Source organism: Rhodococcus sp. NPDC003322 (genome assembly GCF_053589555.1).
The window spans coordinates 104,099-120,635 of record NZ_JBSFSC010000009.1 but is presented as its reverse complement, the minus strand read 5'-3'; the positions used below and the strand labels follow the sequence as shown (position 1 = coordinate 120,635).

Below are 16,537 nucleotides of genomic sequence, written 5' to 3'. Positions count from 1 at the left end.
GATGGATTCCGACGCAGTCACCGTCGACACCGACCTCCCGCTCGCGGGCATCACGGTCGTCAGCCTCGAACAGGCCGTCGCGGCCCCGATCGCCAGCCGGCACCTCGCCGATCTCGGCGCCAGGGTGATCAAGGTCGAACGGATCGGCGAGGGCGATTTCGCCCGGAACTACGACACGGCCGTGCACGGCCTCGCGTCGCACTTCGTGTGGCTCAACCGCGGCAAGGAGTCGATCTGCGTCGACCTCAAGGCCCCGGAGGGTCTCGCCGCCGTCAAGGCACTGGTGGCCGAGGCCGACGTGTTCATCCAGAACTCCGCGCCCGGCGCCGCCGACCGGCTCGGGCTCGGTGCCGAGGACCTGCGTGCGGACCACCCGGAACTGATCGTGGTCAACATGTCCGGGTACGGCACGTCCGGCCCGTTCGTCGACCGCAAGGCCTACGACATGCTGGTCCAGGCCGAGACCGGACTGATCTCCATCACGGGCACGCCGGAGACCGCGACCAAGACCGGGATTCCCACGTCCGACATCGCGGCCGGGATGTACGCGCTCACCGCGATCCAGGCGGCACTGTTCCGCCGGGAACGGACCGGCAAGGGCGCCACCGTCGACGTGGCGATGTTCGACGCGACCGTCGAATGGCTCGGCCACCCGATGTACATGCAGATGTACCAGGACGTGCAGATCCGGCGGATGGGACTCTCGCACGCGTCCATCGCTCCCTACGACGCCTACCCGACCCGGGACGGACAGATTCTCATCGGCGTCCAGAACGACCGGGGCTGGCGCACTCTCGTCACGGACGTGTTCGAGCGCCCGGACCTCGCGGACCATCCGCGATTCGCAACGAACATCCTGCGCGTGCAGAACCGCGCCGAGGTGGACGCGCTCGTCGGCGAGCTGACCTCCGCATTCGGTACCGGGGAACTCGACGACCGACTCGCCAAGGCCGGCATCCCGGCGGCGCAGCTCGGCGACATGAAGGACCTGATCGCGCACCCGCAGCTCGAGGCGCGCGATCGCTGGCGTGACGTGCAGACCGAGGCCGGTCCGATCCGGGCCGTGCTGCCACCGATGACCTTCCGGGATGTCGAGATGCGCATGGGCGCGGTCCCGGCGCTGGGGGAGCAGACCGACCTCGTGCTCGCCGAACTCGGGCTGAGCACCGAGCAGGTGGCCGCACTGCGGACCGCCGGAATCGTCCAGTAGTTCGGACCCGGTCGCCGGGTCGGACAGACACGAATGTGGAGCGGGTAATGGGCTTGTTGGAAGGAAAGGTCGCCGTCGTCACGGGGGCCGCGCAGGGTATCGGTCTGGAGATCGCGCGGACCTTCATCGCCGAGGGCGCGAAGGTCGTCATCGCCGACATCAACGACGAGGCGGGCGCGAAGGCGGAGGCCGAGCTCGGCGGCGCCGAGGTGGCGCGCTTCGTCCGATGCGATGTCCGTGACGGCGCTGCGGTGGAGGCCGTGATCGACACAGCCGAGAGCGCCTTCGGGCCGCTCGGGGTGTTCGTCAACAACGCGGGCATGACGCGGGACGCGACCATGCGCAAGATGACCGAGCAGGACTTCGACGACATCATCGCGGTCCATCTCAAGGGTGCCTGGAACGGCACCCGGGCGGCCTCGAACCGGATGCGCGAGTACGGCGCGGGCGTGATCGTCAACATCTCCTCGCTGTCCGGCAAGGTCGGGCTGGTCGGGCAGACGAACTACTCGGCCGCCAAGGCCGGCATCGTGGGTCTGACGAAGGCCGCCGCGAAAGAGGTCGCGTTCAAGAACGTCCGTGTCAACGCGGTGCAGCCCGGCCTGGTCCGGACTCCGATGACCGAGGCCATGCCCGAACGCATCTGGGAACAGAAGATGGCGGAGATCCCGCTCGGCCGCGCGGGTGAGCCCAGCGAGATCGCCTCGGTGGTGTTGTTCCTGGCCAGCGACATGTCGAGCTACATGACGGGCACCGTGCTCGAGGTGACCGGCGGCCGTCTCATGTGACGGTCGCAGTGTCCCGAGGCGGCGTCCTCCACACCGGTCGGACCCCTTGCCTCAATCCATGACTATCATTATAGTGAACTAGGTAACGTTCGCGCCGGACGTGAGAGGTGGACCACACCTGGTCGGCCCGGTGCGCCCAACGGCAAAGGAGCGGACATGTCCGACACCACCCCCGGCACGGAGGCCACCAACGGAAGCCGGCTGCGCTGCAACGAGTGCGGTTCTGAAGCGATCGTCACGACGGCAGGCGGCTCCGCGCTGACCTGCTGCGGCGCGGCCCTCGAGGTCACCTTCGCCGGCAGCTGACCGCCCACGGTCGGCCCTGGTCTGTCACCACATCGAGGAGAATCCACATGAACGAGATCGGCAAGCGCTACACGTGCGCAACGTGTGAGACCCAGGTCATCTGCGTCAAGAAGGGTGAGGGCACCTTCACCTGCCACGGAGCGCCGATGGAACTGCTCACCGCCAAGCCCCTGCCGTCGTCCGACTGAGTAGGGCATCAACCAAAATCTATGTGCTGCAATGCCGTCCGACACGTGACGGTCGCTGTGGCCGTCGCGTAACAGAAGGAGTGCTCAGATGGCTGGTCCACTCGACGGACTCGTCGTGATCGATGCGAGCTGGGGTATGCCGGCAGCCATCTCGACGATGATGCTGGCCGACTACGGCGCCCGCGTCGTCAAGCTCGAACGTCCCGGTGGCGCGATCGACGCGGACACGGCGGTGCGTAAGTCCACCGACCGCGGAAAGTGGAGTGTCGAGGCCGATCTGGGCACCGCCGAGGGTCGTGCGATCGCCGAGCAACTCCTCGCCGGTGCGGACGTCTTCGTCGAATCCTTCGGCGCCGGCAAGGCGGACGCCCTCGGGCTCGGCTACGACCGGCTGCACGAGATGTTCCCCGAGCTGGTGTACTGCTCGGTCACCGGATACGGCAACACGGGCCCGCTCGCGTCCCGCCCCGGCTACGAGGCACTGCTCAACGCCCGGCTCGGCCAGATGGCCGAGCAGCGTGGCCACCGCGACGGCCCGATCTTCATGGGGCACCCGACCGTCTCGTACGGCACCGCGTTCATCACCACGATCGGAATCCTCGCCGCCCTGCGGGCGCGGAAGATCAACGGCGCCGGGCAGAAGGTCGACACCTCCCTGCTCGACGGCATGCTGGCGATCTCGTCGATGAACTGGTGGTGGAACGAGAAGGACATCTCCTACCTGGCGCGCAGCGGCACCCAGACCGGATTCGGCAACAAGCGACTGATCACCGATCCCTTCCAGTGCGCGGACGGCAAGTGGCTGATTCCGCACACCGGCGGCCCCGGCTCGTACAAGCGGATGATGGACATCCTCGGCTTCGGTGAGCAGACCCAGACGATCGACGGCCCCGAGATGGCGGTGCCGCTCGACGAGGTCGAACTCGACATCGCCCGGAACAAGGTCCCCGAGGCCTTCCGGTCCCGGCCCCGCGACGAATGGCTGGAGCTGTTCCACGCCGCGGACATCGCCGCACTGCCGGTGCTGCATCCCGAGGAGACGTTCGAGGACGATCAGGTGAAGTTCGCCGAGGTCGCCATCGAACTCCCGGACGCCGATCACGGCACCCTCCGCCAGGTCGGTCCGGTGATCCGTTTCGAGAAGTCGTCACCCGCGACCCCCGCGCCGGCTCCCCGCATCGGTGAACACAACGAGCGGATCGGCGAGGTGGCCCGCTCCGCGGTGTGGGCGCCGGCCGCCCCCGGTGGATCGGTGACGGCTCCGTTGCAGGGAGTGAAGATCGTCGACTTCAGTTCCTACTTCGCAACGGGTTTCGGTGCCCGGCTGCTGTCCGACCTCGGTGCGGACGTGGTGAAGGTGGAGCCGCTCGTCGGCGACCAGATGCGGCCCCTCGGCGACCTGTTCGAGGGCGCCAACCGAGGCAAGCGGAACATCGCGCTCGACATGCGGACCCCCGAAGGCCAGGAGATCGCGCACCGGCTGGTCGCGGAGGCCGACGTCGTGATGCAGAACTACCGCCCCGGCAAGGCCGAGAAGATCGGCCTCGGTTACGAGCAGCTCAAGGCCATCAACCCGGACCTGATCTACGCCTACCTGCCGGGGTTCGGCTCCGCCGGGCCGAAGTCGACGCTCAAGTCGTTCGCTCCGCTGGTGTCGGGACTGGTCGGCCTGAACTTCGAGGGGGCAGGCAAGGGCAACGCCCCCATCCGTCGTGTCATCGGCAACGAGGACCTCTACAACGGATTCCTCGGCGCCGTCACCGTCCTGCTGGCGCTGCACCACCGACTGAACACCGGTACGGCACAGTACGTCGAGAGCCCGCAGCTGCATTCGAGCCTGTTCGTGATCAGCGAGCACTCGGCCACGCTCGACGGCACCGCGGTGCCCGCACACCAGCTCGACTCGGAGCAGATGGGGCTCTCGCCCCTCTACCGCCTGTACCGCACGTCCGACGGCTGGATCGCCATCGCGGTGTTCGGCGACGCGGCCTTCGGGCGCCTGGTCTCGGCCCTCGGCCTGACCGATCTCGCGGCCGACAGCCGCTTCGTGACCACCGCGGGACGGACGGCGAACGCCGATGCGCTCGCCGGTCTCCTCGCGGCCCGATTCGCCGAACTCGACAGCTCCGACGCATTCAAACTGCTCGACGACAACCGTGTCCCGGCGGAGATCCCGCTCGACTACCCGATCATGCCGGAACTGCTGTGGGAGGAGTGGGCGCTCGAGTCGCAGCGCGTCGTCGAACACCACCATCCCGAGTACGGCTGGTCGCGCGAGGTCGGCATGGTGATCCATCTGTCCGACACCCCGGGGAGCTTCAAGGGTGGCAGTCCTCGGCTCGGTCAGCACTCGGCCGAGATCCTCGAGGGACTGGGCTACAGCACCGACGAGGTCGCCGCACTGATGGCGACCGTGTGCAAGCTGCCCACGGTCGCAGCAAAGGAATCGTAGAACCATGGACATCACGTATCCCGCAGAAGCGGAGGCGTATCGCGCCGAGATTCGCGCGCTGCTCGAATCGAAGCTGCCCGAGGGCTGGCGCGGCATCGGTGCCCTCCCCGAGGCCGAACAGGATGCGTTCCTGACGAGCTGGCGAAAGGTGCTCTCCGACAACGACCTGCTCGCCGTGTCATGGCCGAAGGAGTTCGGCGGCGGCGGACTGTCGAGCATCGAGCAGGTGGTGCTCAACGAGGAGCTCATGCGGCTCGGGGTGCCGGACGGCACCGAGAACGACACCCTCGGCATCAAGTTGCTCGGCAACACCGTCGCGGTCCTCGGCACCGACGAGCAGAAGGAGTACTTCCTGCCCCGGGTGCTCTCCGGTGAGCACGTGTGGTGCCAGGGCTACTCGGAGCCCGAGGCCGGCTCCGACCTCGCCGGCATGCGAACCCGTGCCGTCCTCGACGGCGACGAGTGGGTCATCAACGGCCAGAAGACGTGGACGTCGCAGGGGCACAAGGCCAACTGGATCTTCGTGATCGCGCGAACGGATCCGACGGTGGCGAAGCACAAGGGACTGTCCTTCCTGCTGGTCCCGATGGACCAGCCCGGTGTCGAGGTGCGGCCGATCCTCAACGCGGCCGGCTACGTCGCGTTCAGCGAAGTGTTCTTCACCGACGCGCGCACTCCGAAGTCCCACGTCCTCGGCGGCGTGAACGGCGGCTGGAACACCGCCAACACGCTGCTCGGTTTCGAGCGCGGCGTCCGGGCCACCACCGACGCCGTCCGCTTCGGCCGCGAGGTGGAGCGGTTGATCGAACTGGCCCGTGAGCGTGGGCTGACGGCGGATCCGCGCATCCGCGGCGAACTGGCCTGGTGCTGGTCGCGCGTGCAGACGATGCGATTCCGCGGGTACCGTGCACTGACCAAGCTGCTCAACGGCGGGTCGTACGGCGTCGACGGCTCGTTCTCGAAGGTGATCTGGAGCGAGTTCTTCCAGCGCCTCACCGAGGTCGGCATGGACATCCTCGGCCTGGAGGCGCTCACTCCGACCGGCGGTGGCAACGACGGCATGCTGGTGACCCCGAATCCCGGCGCCGACAACTCTTCCCGCTGCTGGACGGAGATCGCGCTGTACGCCCGCGCCGCCACGATCTACGGCGGCAGCTCGCAGATCCAGCGCAACATCATCGGCGAGCAACTGCTGGGACTGCCGAAGGAGCCGCGCCTGGATGGCGGCCCATTCCAGGAGATCGGGCGCCGCAAGAGCGCCTGACCCAACGCTTTTCGTCGCCGTGGCGGCGGAACGAAAGAACGGAAGAACATCGTGTACTTCGCATTCGACGAGGATCAGGAGGAGTTCCGCGCCTCGCTGCGCCGGCTCCTGACCGAACGTGCCCCGATCGCCCGCGTCCGCGAGATCGCCGAGCGCGGCACTCACGATGCCGACACCTGGCAGCTGCTCGCCTCGAACATGGGAGTGCCTGGGCTGCACGTTTCCGAGGAGTTCGGAGGCGGTGGATTCAGCTTCCTGGAAACCGCCATCGTGGCACAGGAACTCGGGCGCGCCCTGACTCCCGTCCCGATGATCGCCACGACCGGTGTCATCGAGGCCGTCCTGCGACTCGGGAGCGAGGAGCAGAAGCGCGAGCTCCTGCCGAGCCTTCTCGACGGCAGTGCGATCGGCGCTCTGGCCCTGAGTGGATCCCGGGACACCGTGGTGGGCTCGGCGACCGTGCGGGCAACCGGTGACCCGGCCGCACCCGAGCTCACCGGTCGCCTCGAGTACGTCGCGTTCGGGCACGTGGCAAACCTGCTGGTGGTCCCGGCGCTCGTGCCCAGCGAGGACAACGTGGCCCTGTACGTCGTCGACGCGCACGCCGCCGGCGTCAGCGTGCACGGCCAGGCATCCCTGGACCCGACGCGTCCGCTGGCTACAGTCGAACTCTCCGCCGCCCCGTCCCGCTTCCTGGGGGCCGACCGGGCCGCCATCGGGCGGGTGACCAACATCGTTCGGACCTTGCTCGCGAACGAGGCGCTCGGCGCGGCCGAGGCCGTACTCGACATGGCTGTCGAGTACGCCAAAGCGCGCGTCCAGTTCAACCGGCCGATCGGATCGTTCCAGGCGATCAAGCACAAGTGCGCCGACATGGCCATCTCGATCGACGCGGCGCAGGCCACGGTCATGTACGCGTCGATGTGCGCGGACGAGAACAATGACGAGTTCCCCCGGGTCGCGGTGATGGCCAAGGCCCAGGGATCGGAGTGCCTGACGTTCTGTGCTTCGCAGAACATCCAGGTGCACGGCGGCATCGGATTCACCTGGGAAGCGGACCCGCACCTGTACTTCCGTCGGGCCAAGGCGATCGAACCGATTCTCGGCAACAACGCTCACCACACCGGACTGCTCGCGGACCTGGTCGGAATCTGACCGACCGGCCTAGCGCCACTCGTCCGCCGTCGATGACGGTGCGCCGCACCGTGTGTCGACGGTGCGGCGACCTGATCAACGAACGGAGAAACGGATGATTCCCATGCGAAGAATGGACGGCGAGGTCGCGCTGGTGACCGGTGGGGGTTCCGGCATCGGGGCCGCTTCCGCACTTCGTCTCGCGGCCGAAGGTGCCGCGGTGGCGGTGGTCGACGTCCACGCCGACGCGGCGGCGGCGACCGCCCGTGCGATCGAAGAGGCGGGTGGGACCGCGCGCTCGTTCGCCGCGGACGTCCGGGACGCGGACGCACTGAAGAGGATCGCGGACGAAGTCGTGGCGGACCTCGGCGAGATCGGGGTGGTGTTCACGGCCGCCGGAGTCAGCGGAGCCAGGCTCGACAGTCACGAGTTGACGGAGACCGACTGGCGCGGTGTGCTCGACATCAACCTGAGTGGCACCTTCTTCACCATCCAGGCGGTGCTGCCGTCGATGCTGCGGCGCGGCAGCGGTTCGGTCGTCACATGCGGATCGACGTCGTCGTTCGTGGCCACCCAGGGCGGCCTCGCACCGTACCGCGCATCGAAGGGCGGCGTGAAGATGCTGACCCAGACCCTCGCGGTCGAATACGCGCCCAAGGGCATCCGGGTCAACAGCGTGTGCCCGGGAGCGGTCCGGACGAACCTGACGGCGAACACCGCCGCGATCGTGCCGACCGATGGCACCGTGCGCAACCCCTCGAAGCCGCTGTCCGTTCCGATGGGCCGTTACGGGGAGGCCGACGAAATCGCCTCCGTTGTTGCTTTTCTCGCCTCTCCGGACGCCTCATACGTAACCGGTCAGGCGATTCTCGTCGACGGCGGTGTCACCGCGGAGTAGCGGTGTGGGCGAGGCCGACCGCTGCGGCACGAATTCAGGATCATGGATCTTGACAAGCCCACAATCTAGCCGCATGATTAGCATCATCAAGTGAGCCGAATCACCCGAGTGCGCCAGTTGAGGCCCAAGTCACGCCGATGGCGTGCGCACGCCACGGTTCGGCTCGAGGTTCAGTTTAGGGAGATCCAGTGACCAAGTTCTTCGCCCGCACAGGCGCTTTCGCCCGTGTCGGTGCATTCGCTGCGGCCGGAGCGCTCCTGCTCGCGGGCTGTGCCGAGTCCGGTTCCGGCGGCGCCAACGGAGGCGGCGAGGGTGTCGAGTACGGGGCGAGCAAGGCCGACTACCAGGCCGCTTTCGCCGACGTCGACCCGATCGTCCTGCACACGCAGTCCCCGAGTACCAAGGGCTCTGTCAGCGGCGCGTTCATCGAGTCGTACATCGCGGCGGTCGAGGACTGGTCGGGCGGGAAGATCACCTTCGACGTCGCGTACTCCGACGCGATCGCGAAGGCGACCGAGATCGACAACGCGGTCCAGGACGGCCGACTCGACATCGGCCAGGTGCTCACCGTGTACGAGCCCAAGGAGTTCCCCGCGTCCTCCGCCCTACTCGATGCCAGCGTGCTGTCCGACCAGAGTGTGGTCACCGGCGTTCTGCAGTCCAATGCGTGGCCTGCAGAGGTCGCATTCTCGACCCCGGAGATCGTGTCCGAGTTCGAGGACAAGGGCCTCAAGCTGCTGATGCCGGCATACAACGCGGGCATGAACGCCCTGTTCTGCGCGCAGCCGCGGACCAGCCTGCCCGAACTCGCGGGCAAGAGCGTCTCGGTGGGCAGCACCGCGGGCAACGAGCAGGTCACCGCGCTCGGCGGTACCCCGACGTCGGTGGCATACACCGAGGCATACGAGGCGCTGCAGCGTGGGGTCATCGACTGCTCGATGGTCAGCCCCGCCGCCGCGGCGATCGGCGGCCTGGTCGAGGTCGCACCGAACACCGTCATCGATCCCGAGGCGGGACTCGCCGTCCCGACCGGCAACATGGTCATCAACGAGGACGTCTGGGCGGGCCTGCCGCTCGTCGCCCAGCAGCTGCTGTGGGACCGCCTCGACGTGTTCATCGCCGGGAGCATCGAGGGCAAGATCTGGCCCGTGACAGTCGAATCCGTGCAGAAGATCAAGCAGTACGGTGGATCGGTGGTGCCGTTCGCGGCGGACGCGCGCACGGCACTGCAGAACGCGAACAACAAGATCGTCGACGCGATCGCCGACAAGCCGGCGCTGACCGACGGCGAGGGATTCGTGAGCTCGGTGCGTGAGACCTCGGACAAGTGGAGCAGCATCATCTCGGAGCTCGGCTACAAGAACGAGACCGACTACAACGGCTTCGCCGACTGGTACACGCCCGGCAAGATCGACATCGACCCGTACGTCAAGCGGGTCTACGAGGAGATCCTCCTCGACAAGCGCCCGGCCTGACGGTACGGGCGGGCAGGCAAGTCGCCCCGGGGCGAGGGCTCCCCTCGCCCCGGGGCGTTTCACATGGGTGGAGCGCCCGGCGTTCCGTCCCGATCGGGAGAACAGTTCGATGACACAGCGCAACTCGGGGTTGGTGGAGATAGCACTCGACGGTGCGATCGACATGCACACCCACTTCGGCCCGGAGCACCTCGTCGAGCACGTGGTCAAGACGCCGCACAGTGTCGACCCGATCCAGGCCGCCCGGGAGGCCGCCGAGCACGGCATGCGGGCCATCGTGCTCAAGGCGCACGAGTTTCCGTCCACCATCGCCGCGTACTTCGCGAACCAGGCTGTGCCCGAAGTGACGTCGATCGCCGGCATCTGCCTCGACCACCCCGTTGGCGGGCTGAACCCGCACGCCGTCGAGTGCGCCCTCCGGGGCGGCGCGCAGGTGGTGTGGCTGCCGACACTGTCCGCGGTGTCCGACGCCCCGGCGAAGGTCCGCACGTTCTTCGGTGTCGACGAGGGAATCCGCGTCATCGACGCAAACGATGAGTTGCTGCCCGAGGTGCGCCAGATCCTCGACCTCATCAGTGAATACGACGCCGTCCTGGCCACCGGCCACGTCTCCACGGCCGAACACTTCGCGGTGGCCCGCGAATACGCTCGGCGCGGACGGGTGATCGTGACGCATGCGTTGCATGCGACCACCGGACCGCGTCTGACCCTGCAGGAGGTCGCTGAACTCGCCGAACTCGGGGCCTACATCGAGTTTGCCGCGCACACCTGCATGGGGGAGCCGTCGACGTTCGAGTCCGTGGTGGCGGCGATCCGGCGTATCGGACCGGAGAGGTCGGTCCTCGCAACGGACTACGGCTGGACCACGAAGGTTCCCCACCCCGCAGCGGGATTGGGCACGTACGTCAACGCCCTCTGGGACGAGGGCATGACCGAGGCCGATCTCCGGGTGATGGCATGCGACAACCCGGCACTTCTGCTCGGGATGAAGTAGTTCGAATTGATATCAGCGGGAAAGGAATTGTCATGAATCAGGGTCAGGGGCGGGTCGCAGGCAAGGTTGCCTTCATCACGGGCGCCGCACGCGGACAGGGGCGTTCGCATGCGCTGCGGCTCGCTCGCGAGGGCGCCGACATCTACGCGACGGACGCGTGTGAGGACATCAAGTCGCTCAGCTACGGGATGGCGTCCGAGGAGGATCTCGCGGAGACGGCCCGCCTGGTCGCCGAGACCGGCCGCCGGATCATCACCCGCAAGGTCGACGTCCGTGACCAGGCCGGACTCGACGCGGCCGCGGCCGACGCCGTCGAGCAGTTCGGCAGCCTCGACATCGTCAGCGCGAACGCGGGCATCTGCGGCTGCCGTCCCACCGTCGAGCTCACCGAGGACGAGTGGCAGGACATGATCGACGTCAACCTCACCGGGGTGTGGAAGACGGCGAAGGCCACGATTCCGCAGATGCTCGCGACCGGCGGGGGATCGATGGTCCTCACCAGCTCGGTGGTCACGTACAGCGGGTCCCGCAACGTCGCGCACTACAACGCCTCGAAGCACGGTGTGATCGGTCTCATGCAGACCCTCGCCGCCGAGTACGGCGGGCAGGGAATCCGCGTCAACGCCGTGCATCCCGGCAACGTCGGCACCGACATGCTCTTCAGCGAGTCGACTCTCCGCGTCTTCTGCCCGGACCTCGAGAACCCGACGATCGAGGACCTGCGCGAGCGTGCCCGCGGACGCAACGTCATGGACCTCGCCTGGGTCGAGCCCGAGGACATCACCAACGCGGTGCTGTGGTTGGCATCCGAGGAGTCCCGCTACGTCACCGGCGTCTCGATTCCCGTCGACTGCGGTCTGCGGATCAGCTGACACCCGCGAAACCTGAAGGAGCACAGCATGAGTTCAGCACGCAACGACGGACGCAAGGTCCTGCTGACCGGCGGCGCCGGCGGCATCGGTGCCGCGGCGGCCCGGCGGCTCGCGGCCGAGGGCGCCGCGGTCGCGATCCTCGACCGAGATGGTGACGCGGCACAGGCACTGGCGGACGAGCTGGTCGCAGCCGGCGGCACGGCCGTGGCCGTGGCCGCCGACGTCTCCGACGCGGAGTCCGTCGGGCCTGCCGTCGAACACGCGGCCGCTCAGCTCGGTGGCCTCGACGGCATCGTCACCTGCGCGGGTATCGCCCGGTCCTCGCTCGTGCACGAGATGAGCCTCGAGGACTGGAACGACGTCGTCGGGATCAACCTGACCGGCTCCTTCCTCGCCGTGCGGGCCGCGCTGCCGCACATGCTCGAGGCGCCTCGGTCGTCGGTGGTGACCATCGGGTCGGTGGCCTCGCTGATCTCCGCGAACACCAACACCTGCAGCTACGACGCCTCCAAGGCCGGTGTCCTCGGCCTGACCCGGTCCATCGCGATCGGGTACGCGGACCGCGGCGTGCGCGCCAACGCCCTGTGCCCCGGTGTCGTGGACACCCCGCTGGCCCGCAAGGCCCGCGAGAGCGGTGGCGTCACCAGCTCCGCGCTGGATCGCACCCCGCTGGGCCGGCGCGCCGAGGTCGACGAGATGGCCGCGGTGATCGCCTTCCTGATCTCCGACGAGTCCTCGTACATGACCGGCTCGACGGTCACGGCGGACGGAGGGCTGACGACGCAGTAGCGCACACTCGAACATCAGACACAAAGGCTCGGGGAGGGAACGGAATTCCGTTCCCTCCCCGAGCCTTTGTGCTGATCGTCAGAACGCGCTACGTCCACCGTCGACCGTGTAGATGCCGCCGGTCACCCAGTCGGCCTCGTCGCTGGCCAGGAAAAGAGCGATCGAGGCCAGGTCGTCGGGGGTGCCCAGCCGGCGCAGCGGGAAGCGTGACGCGGCGTCGGCGTCGAGCGCGATCTGATCCGCGTCCGGCGCCGCCGCACCGCGGTCCACCCGAGACTGGTAGACCAGCGGCGTCGGGATGGTGCCGGGGCAGATGGCGTTCACGCGGACATTGTCGGGTCCGTACGTGACGGCCATCTGCTTCGTCATCGCCACGACGCCACCCTTGGCCGCGGTGTACGGGAAGATCCCGGGCAGGCCGATCAGTCCACCCATGCTGGCCTGGTTGATGATCGACCCCGTGCGGCGCTCGATCATGTGGGGTAGCGCGTATTTCGAGGTGAGCCACACACCCTTGAGGTTGACCGCGATCACCTTGTCCCACTCGTCCTCGGTGGTGTCGGCCGCATTGCCCGCGCCGTTGACGCCGGCGTTCGCGAACACCACGTCGAGCTGACCGAACTCGGCGAGGGTCTCGGCCACCATGCGCTGCGAATCGGCGTCCGAGGTCACGTTCGCGGTGACCGGCAGTGCGCGTCCGCCCGCGGCGGCGATCTCGTCGGAAACCGAGGCGGCCGCAGCCGGATCCAGGTCGACGACGGCGACGGCGGCGCCCTCGGCGCCGAATCGGAGGGCCGAGGCGCGGCCGAGGCCCGAACCCGCGCCGGTGACGAGCGCGATCTTGCCGGCCAGACGTCCGGTGCTGCTCATGAAGATGCCTTTCGGGAGTGGTTGTGGATCACGCGAACAGGGCGGTGAATCGCCAGTCGAGCACCGGCACCGGAGCCTCGTCGCCGCGTGCATTGGGTGGCTCGCCACCGCGGTGGGCGTGAACAAGGGAACGCAGGTGCAGCACACCGCCGGTGGCCAGCGCCTCGGCGGATTCGACGTGCAGTTCGCTGGTGAGGGTGTCGCCCTCGTGGACGGGGCCGGTGTGGTCGCACGACTGCCAGCCGAGGACGGTCACGAGGTTGGGCAGGGCCCGGCAGGCCTGGGCGAGGGCGAGCCCGATGGTGTGGCCGCCGTACACGAGCCGACCTGCGGCGCCGACCCGTTCGTCGTGGTGGGTCGCGGCGATGTTGAGGGTCAGCCGCGCGAGTTCCGGTGCGCCGGTGACGACATCGCCGCTCGAGGTGAACACCGTGCCGACGAGAGTCGGGTCGAAGTGCGTGCCGGGCACCCGCTCGCGGTACGCCGCCAGGTCCAGCCCGGGCGGGGCGGCCCACACCTGCTCCTCCTGCGGTCCGATCTCGGACAGGTCGTCGGCCGGTCCGGGGAGCCCGGGATCGATGCCGGGCCGCAGCGGCAGCATGGCGCAGCGGTAGAAGTCGAGGACAACCTCTCCGTGCTGATCGGTGGTGCCGATGCGCAGCGCGGCCAGACCGGTGGCCGGGCGCCCGGGCCTGACGGAGTTCTGCTTCAGGCCGACGACTTCGGTTGTGGTGTAGAGGGTGTCACCGATGTGGGGAAGCCGGTGGAAGCGCAGGCCGCGGTAGAACAGGTTGGCCTTGACGTGGTGGGTGGCCAGCGTGGACTGGCCGATCGCGACGTCCGCAACGAGGCCCGCGTGCGCCACCGGTCCGCCCGCGACGACGGCGGACAGATGTGCGTCGAGCGGCAGGCGCAGGCGGTCCCCGAGGATCGCCTGGTGGGTGGCCGCGATCCCGTCGGTGAGCGTCACACCGGGGGCGGTGTCGAACACCTGCCCCACCGCCAGTTCGTCGAAGTACGGTCCGCCGACCGCGCGGGTGGTGGTGGTCAAATCAGGCTCCGATCAGCGAGAGGGTGCGGCGGGCGGCGACGGCGACGGCCTCGTCGAGCATCTGGCCGTCGAGCTGTGCGGCGCCGGCGCCGCGGGCCTCCGCCTCCTCGAGTGCGGTCAGGACGCGCCGGGCCTGGTCGGCCTGGTCTGCGGTCGGGGTGAAAGTCTCCTGGGCGGTGGCGATCTGGGCGGGGTGGATGACCCATTTGCCGTCGAATCCGAGGTCGGCGACCCACCGGGCGGACTCACGGAAGGTCGCGTCGTCGGCGATGCCGAGGAACGGGCCGTCGACGGCCTGGATGCCGGCGGCGCGCGCGGCGTGCAGCACCCGGTCCTGGACGAACAGCCACTGCTGCGGTGTCGCGGTGCGGGAACGGCCGAGGACGGCGCCCAGGTCGGCGTATCCGATGATGACGGCGGTCAGGCGCGGGCCGGTGACGATCTCGTCGATCGCGCCGATTCCCGTCGGTGTCTCGATGAGTGCCTGCACCGGAAGGTCCGCGGCGCCGGCGCTGGTGAGGATCGCGTCGGCCTCGACCAATGCGGCGCGGCTCTCCACCTTCGGGATCACGACCGAGGTGAGTGCGTCGCCGAGTGCGGCGCACGCCCGCAGGTCGTCGGCGAACCATCGGGTGTCGGGGCCGTTGATGCGGATCGAGACGGTGCGCTGCCCGCCGTGTTCGCGGATCAGGTCCGACACGAGCGTGCGCGCGGAGTCCTTCAGCGCGGTGGTGACGGCGTCCTCGAGGTCGAGAACCACCTCGTCCGCGGCCGCCCCGAGCGCCTTGCGTGCCTTGCGCTCGTCGGATCCGGGGGCGACGAGGGCCGCTCGTCGACGTACTTCTCTCACGTGGCGGTTCCTTCTCGATCGTGTGCGTGACATGCACAAATGTACGGCCATGGTGATGTGGCGGAGACTCCCCGCCGGCGCGGGTCGGGGCGGTCCGGCGGGCCCTTTCGGGAGTCTTCCAGCCACGACAAGACCATGTCAATGCTTATCATGATTGACATTTTCTTCCGGCTGCTCGACCATGGCCGTACAAATTCTTTCCGGGCTCGGCGAGCCCGCTACACGGTGAGGACGTCCCGCGTGAGCTACTACCTGAACGACGAAGAAGCCTTCCTGGTGAAGACGGTGCGAGAGTTCGTCGACCGTGAGGTGAAGCCGACGGTGCAGGAGGTCGAGCACGCCAACGAGTACCCCGAGCAGTGGATCGAGCAGATGAAGCAGATCGGCATCTACGGTCTGGCGATCTCGGAGGAGTACGGCGGTGCGCCGGTGTCGATGCCGTGCTACGTGCAGGTCACCGAGGAGTTGGCGCGCGGCTGGATGTCGTTGTCCGGGGCGATGGGTGGGCACACCGTGGTCGCGAAGCTGATCGGTCTGTTCGGTACCGAGGAGCAGAAGCGCACGTACCTGCCGAAGATGGCGACCGGTGAGATCCGCGCGACGATGGCGCTGACCGAGCCGGGTGGCGGCTCGGATCTGCAGGCGCTGACCACGAACGCCAAGCGTGACGGGGACGACCTGGTGATCACCGGCGCGAAGACGTGGATCACCAACGCACGACGCTCGGGTGTCATCGCGCTGCTGTGCAAGACGGATCCGGCGGCGCAGCCGCGGCACCGGGGGATCTCGATCGTGCTGGTCGAACACGGTCCCGGCCTGACGGTCTCGCGGGATCTGCCCAAGCTCGGCTACAAGGGTGTCGAGAGCTGCGAGCTGTCGTTCGACAACTACCGGATCCCGGCGTCGGCGATTCTCGGCGGCACCGAGGGCAAGGGCTTCGGGCAGATGATGAAGGGTCTCGAGACGGGCCGCATCCAAGTGGCCTCGCGCGCGCTGGGTGTTGCCGCCGCGGCGCTTGAGGATTCGCTCGCCTACGCGCAGCAGCGGGAGAGCTTCGGGCAGCCGATCTGGAAGCACCAGTCGATCGGCAACTACCTGGCGGACATGGCGACGAAGCTGACCGCCGCCCGCCAGCTCACCCGGCATGCGGCCGAGAAGTACGACGCCGGGGACCGCTGCGACATGGAGGCGGGCATGGCCAAGTTGTATGCGTCGGAGGTGGCGATGGAGATCGCCCTGAACGCGGTGCGCATCCACGGCGGCTACGGCTACTCCACCGAGTACGACGTGGAGCGGTATTTCCGGGACGCGCCGCTGATGATCGTCGGTGAGGGCACCAACGAGATCCAGCGCAACGTGATCGCCGGGCAGCTCGTGGCCCGCGGCGGTCTGTGAC

16 protein-coding genes are annotated in these 16,537 nt (G+C 68.2%); 13 read left to right on the top strand and 3 right to left on the bottom strand.

Annotated features, from left to right (window positions below; genetic code table 11):
• Nucleotide 1 precedes the first annotated feature (1 nt).
• From ACWDUM_RS27295 to ACWDUM_RS27240, 12 genes are all read left to right on the top strand, one after another.
• A complete protein-coding gene (locus ACWDUM_RS27295) occupies nt 2-1,210 on the top strand; it encodes a CaiB/BaiF CoA transferase family protein (RefSeq protein WP_450136412.1) in 1,209 nt (402 codons plus the stop codon).
• Nucleotides 1,211-1,257: 47 nt separating this feature from the next.
• Nucleotides 1,258-1,998 (top strand): 3-oxoacyl-ACP reductase FabG, encoded by a 741-nt coding sequence (gene fabG / locus ACWDUM_RS27290; RefSeq protein ID WP_450136411.1) that lies wholly within the window; start codon nt 1,258-1,260, stop codon nt 1,996-1,998.
• Nucleotides 1,999-2,154: 156 nt separating this feature from the next.
• Nucleotides 2,155-2,304: a hypothetical protein gene (locus ACWDUM_RS27285; protein WP_450116788.1), complete on the top strand. Its 150-nt coding sequence runs from the start codon at nt 2,155-2,157 to the stop codon at nt 2,302-2,304.
• Nucleotides 2,305-2,351: 47 nt separating this feature from the next.
• Nucleotides 2,352-2,492: a hypothetical protein gene (locus tag ACWDUM_RS27280; RefSeq protein ID WP_450136410.1), complete on the top strand. Its 141-nt coding sequence runs from the start codon at nt 2,352-2,354 to the stop codon at nt 2,490-2,492.
• Nucleotides 2,493-2,580: 88 nt separating this feature from the next.
• Nucleotides 2,581-4,944, top strand: a complete 2,364-nt coding sequence (locus ACWDUM_RS27275) for a CaiB/BaiF CoA transferase family protein (protein WP_450136409.1) — start codon at nt 2,581-2,583, stop codon at nt 4,942-4,944.
• A 4-nt stretch (nt 4,945-4,948) separates the two neighbouring features.
• Nucleotides 4,949-6,208 carry an acyl-CoA dehydrogenase family protein gene (locus ACWDUM_RS27270; protein ID WP_450136408.1) on the top strand — a complete coding sequence of 420 codons (1,260 nt, stop codon included), beginning with the start codon at nt 4,949-4,951 and terminating at the stop codon, nt 6,206-6,208.
• 51 nt (nt 6,209-6,259) lie between these two features.
• Nucleotides 6,260-7,363, top strand: coding sequence for an acyl-CoA dehydrogenase family protein (locus ACWDUM_RS27265; RefSeq protein WP_450136407.1), 1,104 nt, complete (start codon nt 6,260-6,262; stop codon nt 7,361-7,363).
• Nucleotides 7,364-7,466: 103 nt separating this feature from the next.
• The gene (locus ACWDUM_RS27260; protein ID WP_450136406.1) at nt 7,467-8,240 is read left to right on the top strand and encodes an SDR family NAD(P)-dependent oxidoreductase; all 774 of its coding nucleotides are present in this window, start codon (nt 7,467-7,469) and stop codon (nt 8,238-8,240) included.
• Between the two features lie 188 nt (nt 8,241-8,428).
• Nucleotides 8,429-9,715, top strand: coding sequence for a TRAP transporter substrate-binding protein DctP (dctP, locus tag ACWDUM_RS27255; protein ID WP_450136405.1), 1,287 nt, complete (start codon nt 8,429-8,431; stop codon nt 9,713-9,715).
• Nucleotides 9,716-9,824: 109 nt separating this feature from the next.
• Nucleotides 9,825-10,709 (top strand): DUF6282 family protein, encoded by an 885-nt coding sequence (locus ACWDUM_RS27250; protein WP_450117142.1) that lies wholly within the window; start codon nt 9,825-9,827, stop codon nt 10,707-10,709.
• Between the two features lie 32 nt (nt 10,710-10,741).
• Nucleotides 10,742-11,581, top strand: coding sequence for a mycofactocin-coupled SDR family oxidoreductase (locus tag ACWDUM_RS27245; RefSeq protein WP_450117143.1), 840 nt, complete (start codon nt 10,742-10,744; stop codon nt 11,579-11,581).
• A gap of 27 nt (nt 11,582-11,608) precedes the next feature.
• The gene (locus ACWDUM_RS27240; RefSeq protein ID WP_450117144.1) at nt 11,609-12,370 is read left to right on the top strand and encodes an SDR family NAD(P)-dependent oxidoreductase; all 762 of its coding nucleotides are present in this window, start codon (nt 11,609-11,611) and stop codon (nt 12,368-12,370) included.
• A gap of 78 nt (nt 12,371-12,448) precedes the next feature.
• Here ACWDUM_RS27240 and ACWDUM_RS27235 read toward each other — a convergent pair whose 3' ends face one another.
• The 3 genes from ACWDUM_RS27235 to ACWDUM_RS27225 are packed head-to-tail and all read right to left on the bottom strand — an operon-like array spanning nt 12,449 to nt 15,174.
• The gene (locus ACWDUM_RS27235) at nt 12,449-13,240 is read right to left on the bottom strand and encodes an SDR family NAD(P)-dependent oxidoreductase (RefSeq protein ID WP_450136404.1); all 792 of its coding nucleotides are present in this window, start codon (nt 13,238-13,240) and stop codon (nt 12,449-12,451) included.
• A gap of 28 nt (nt 13,241-13,268) precedes the next feature.
• The gene (locus ACWDUM_RS27230; RefSeq protein ID WP_450136403.1) at nt 13,269-14,291 is read right to left on the bottom strand and encodes a MaoC family dehydratase; all 1,023 of its coding nucleotides are present in this window, start codon (nt 14,289-14,291) and stop codon (nt 13,269-13,271) included.
• 1 nt (nt 14,292) lies between these two features.
• The gene (locus tag ACWDUM_RS27225; RefSeq protein WP_450136402.1) at nt 14,293-15,174 is read right to left on the bottom strand and encodes an HpcH/HpaI aldolase/citrate lyase family protein; all 882 of its coding nucleotides are present in this window, start codon (nt 15,172-15,174) and stop codon (nt 14,293-14,295) included.
• 207 nt (nt 15,175-15,381) lie between these two features.
• Here ACWDUM_RS27225 and ACWDUM_RS27220 point away from each other — a divergent pair, with 207 nt between their 5' ends.
• Nucleotides 15,382-16,536 (top strand): acyl-CoA dehydrogenase family protein, encoded by a 1,155-nt coding sequence (locus tag ACWDUM_RS27220; RefSeq protein WP_450136401.1) that lies wholly within the window; start codon nt 15,382-15,384, stop codon nt 16,534-16,536.
• Nucleotide 16,537: the final 1 nt, after the last annotated feature.